Here is a 2675-nt window from a genome sequence, read left to right as displayed (position 1 = left end):
ACGTATCATTCAAAGAGTGATAGGCAAGTATGCGGTGTTCCTAGAAGCCCGGGAATTTATTCCCGGAGTAGTTCACTAATTTGTGCTGAACTATTTAATCTGATAGCCTTGATTCAAGAGACACTTGAACGCCAAAATAAAAAAGTAGAGATATGTAAATGGTCAAGGATATTGCTAAAATTTTGATTAATCAACGTGAAAATAAGGTGAGTGCCAGTTTATATTATTGGGTGCAGATTATCTTTTCTTTTAATAGTAATCGTATAGAAGGCTCAACCTTAAGCGAGAAACAAACCCAACAAGTCTTTGATACTGGCACTATTTTTGCAGATGAGAATGGTTTAATTGTGGTTGATGATGTGCTAGAGACTTCTAATCATTTTAGAATGTTTGATTATGTTTTAGATACAATCGATGTGGATTTAACCAGTGAATATCTGTTTAAACTGCATACAATGTTAAAACGAGGGACAAAGTCAGAATTAGATTCCAAGATGAACGTGGGTGGCTTTAAACAATTTCCCAACCAAATTGGTAGTATTGAAGCTGTTCAAACAACTTTACCAGCTGAAGTTCCGCATGCAATCCAGAGTTTGTTAGAAAAATGGAATGCGGATCCGCATTCCAATTTATTGGATTTTGCCAAGTTTCATATGGTGAGAGTGTTTAATAATTTTGTTAATTTCTGATCGTTTGTGTTCAATCATCGGCAGGTTGTGCTAGTATTTTGACAAACGTTCTTAAAGGAAGTTCACAAGTGAAAAAAATTCGATTAATTGTGCTAATTTTTGCCATAATGTTTGGCATTAGCATTTCTACAACTGCTCACGCGAAGACAACTGTTGCCACACCCACGTTATTTATTCATGGCTTAGGTGGAACCAAGAAATCAACGGATGGATTAATAGCTGCAGCTGAAACGAAGGTTAATGCTAAAAAAGTGATGACTATCACCGTGGCAGCAGATGGGACTTTAGATGTGCAAGGATCATTCTCAAAACAAGTCAAAAAGCCCTTGATTCAAATTAATTTTACTAATAACGAAGCTAGTACAACCACACAAACACAGTGGCTGACAAAGGTGCTGCAATTGCTTCAAAATAAATATGGGGTGACCAAGTATAATGTGGTGGCTCACTCTGCCGGGAACGTTGCGTTCTTTCAAACGGTAACTCAAAAATCAGTTAAACTACCAACGTTGAAGAAATATGTTATTTTGGCTGGACCATTCAATGGGGTGGTGGGGATGAACGATGCTGCCAATCAAAATCAATTGTTGAAGCATTACCAACCGCAAACTTATTACGCTGCTAATAATTATTATCCTGGGTATCAACAGTTACTAGATGTTAGTCAACGATTTCCAAAACATGTCAAAATTCTCAACATTTATGGTGATTTAAATGATGGTACACACTCAGATGGACTAGTGACTATTCAATCAGAATTGTCGATTAATTACTTGTTGTACAAGCATAATGATCAAATTAAAAATGTCAAAATGGTTGGTTTATCGCATACCGAATTGCATAAAAGTGCGAAAGTAAATCAAAAATGGATTAAATTTATTTGGTAGAAAAAAACCAATAGCCACTCAAAACCCGAGTAATTATTGGTATTTATCATTAGAGTTCCGAGTATAATCGACTCAAAAAGCACTATTTCTCTACCAGCTAGCTTTCTTTACACCAGGAATTTGTCCGAGGTGAGCGTAGTGCCGGAAATTTAAACGAGACATTCCAAAGTCACGCATATAACCGCGTGGACGTCCGTCCAATTGGTCACGGTTATGGCGACGTGTAGGTGAGGCATTGCGTGGTAACTTGCTTAGAGCTTCATAATTATGCGCAGCCTTCAATTGTTGACGTAATTCTGCATACTTTGCAATTGTTGCATCAATTTTTGCAGCTTTTGCAATTTTAGATTTTTTGGCCATTGATGGTCCTTTCTGAGCAATAAACTTAAATATCGACGATAACGATAAACGATTTACTTACTAAAAGCAAGTAAATTGCTTTTTTAGGCTAATTTACTGTTATCAAATTGCTCAAACGGTTACAATAAGCGTATTAATTGAATTGGAGGCTTTACTCATGAAATCAGATGAAAGTTTATATCATACAACTACAATTAATCCCCACGGCATGCCCGGACGTGCTTATGTGTTAGGTAACGGTGAACTGAATGTTCAAGTTAGTTCTCCTAGAAAACCTGAAGAGCCAGGGACGAACCCAGAACAATTATTAGGGTTAGCCCAAGCTACATGTTTAGCCTCAACATTACAGACGATTCAAGAGGGCCGAGGAATCGAATATCAAAGCGAAGTTCGAGTGGGGGTTGATCTGAAATATGATACTCATGGTTTGCGATTTGTTATTGAAGTTCAAGCACGAATTCCAAATGTAGAACCAGAAGAAGCTCAAAAACAGTTGGATTTTGCTGAAAGTCGGTGTCCCGTTTCCAAATTACTAAGTGGAAATGAAGATGTATCGGTCAAACTAGTCGATAAATTTACGGTTTAAATATTCTCAACAAATATTTCTAAATTTCATGTTTCTTTCTTCATATTTTCTTCACACTAACTCGGTATAGTTACACCATACCAATTAAACCTCTTTTCATTTACTCCTCCAAAGTAATGAAAACAGTAGCTGGAAAGCAGCTACAATCCTACT

Annotated in this window: 4 protein-coding genes; 3 read left to right on the top strand and 1 reads right to left on the bottom strand. The window is 36.8% G+C overall.

Features of this window, described 5'->3' with window-relative positions:
* Window positions 1–158 precede the first annotated feature (158 nt).
* Both FFM59_RS09845 and FFM59_RS09840 read left to right on the top strand, forming a co-directional pair.
* Entirely contained in the window at window positions 159–689 is a 531-nt protein-coding gene (locus FFM59_RS09845) for a Fic family protein (RefSeq protein ID WP_137602846.1), read from the top strand.
* A gap of 68 nt (window positions 690–757) precedes the next feature.
* Window positions 758–1576, top strand: coding sequence for an alpha/beta hydrolase (locus FFM59_RS09840; protein ID WP_137602845.1), 819 nt, complete (start codon window positions 758–760; stop codon window positions 1574–1576).
* 90 nt (window positions 1577–1666) lie between these two features.
* Here the strand turns inward: FFM59_RS09840 and rpsN are convergent, their stop codons facing one another.
* Window positions 1667–1936, bottom strand: coding sequence for a 30S ribosomal protein S14 (gene rpsN, locus FFM59_RS09835; protein ID WP_137602844.1), 270 nt, complete (start codon window positions 1934–1936; stop codon window positions 1667–1669).
* A 157-nt stretch (window positions 1937–2093) separates the two neighbouring features.
* Between rpsN and FFM59_RS09830 the strand changes: the two genes are divergently transcribed.
* A complete protein-coding gene (locus FFM59_RS09830) occupies window positions 2094–2522 on the top strand; it encodes an OsmC family protein (RefSeq protein WP_137602843.1) in 429 nt (142 codons plus the stop codon).
* Window positions 2523–2675 lie beyond the last annotated feature (153 nt).

The sequence above is a fragment of the Paucilactobacillus nenjiangensis genome, assembly GCF_005405445.1.
GTDB classification, from domain to species: Bacteria; Bacillota; Bacilli; order Lactobacillales; family Lactobacillaceae; genus Paucilactobacillus; species Paucilactobacillus nenjiangensis.
Note: the sequence above shows the minus strand (reverse complement) of the source record. Positions and strands in the feature narration are given on the sequence as shown.

Coding starts and splice junctions, on each gene's coding strand:
- FFM59_RS09845 (WP_137602846.1), top strand. CDS start 159: ATGGTCAAGGATATTGCTAAAATTTTGATTAATCAACGTGAAAATAAG.
- rpsN (WP_137602844.1), bottom strand. CDS start 1,936: ATGGCCAAAAAATCTAAAATTGCAAAAGCTGCAAAAATTGATGCAACA.
- FFM59_RS09830 (WP_137602843.1), top strand. CDS start 2,094: ATGAAATCAGATGAAAGTTTATATCATACAACTACAATTAATCCCCAC.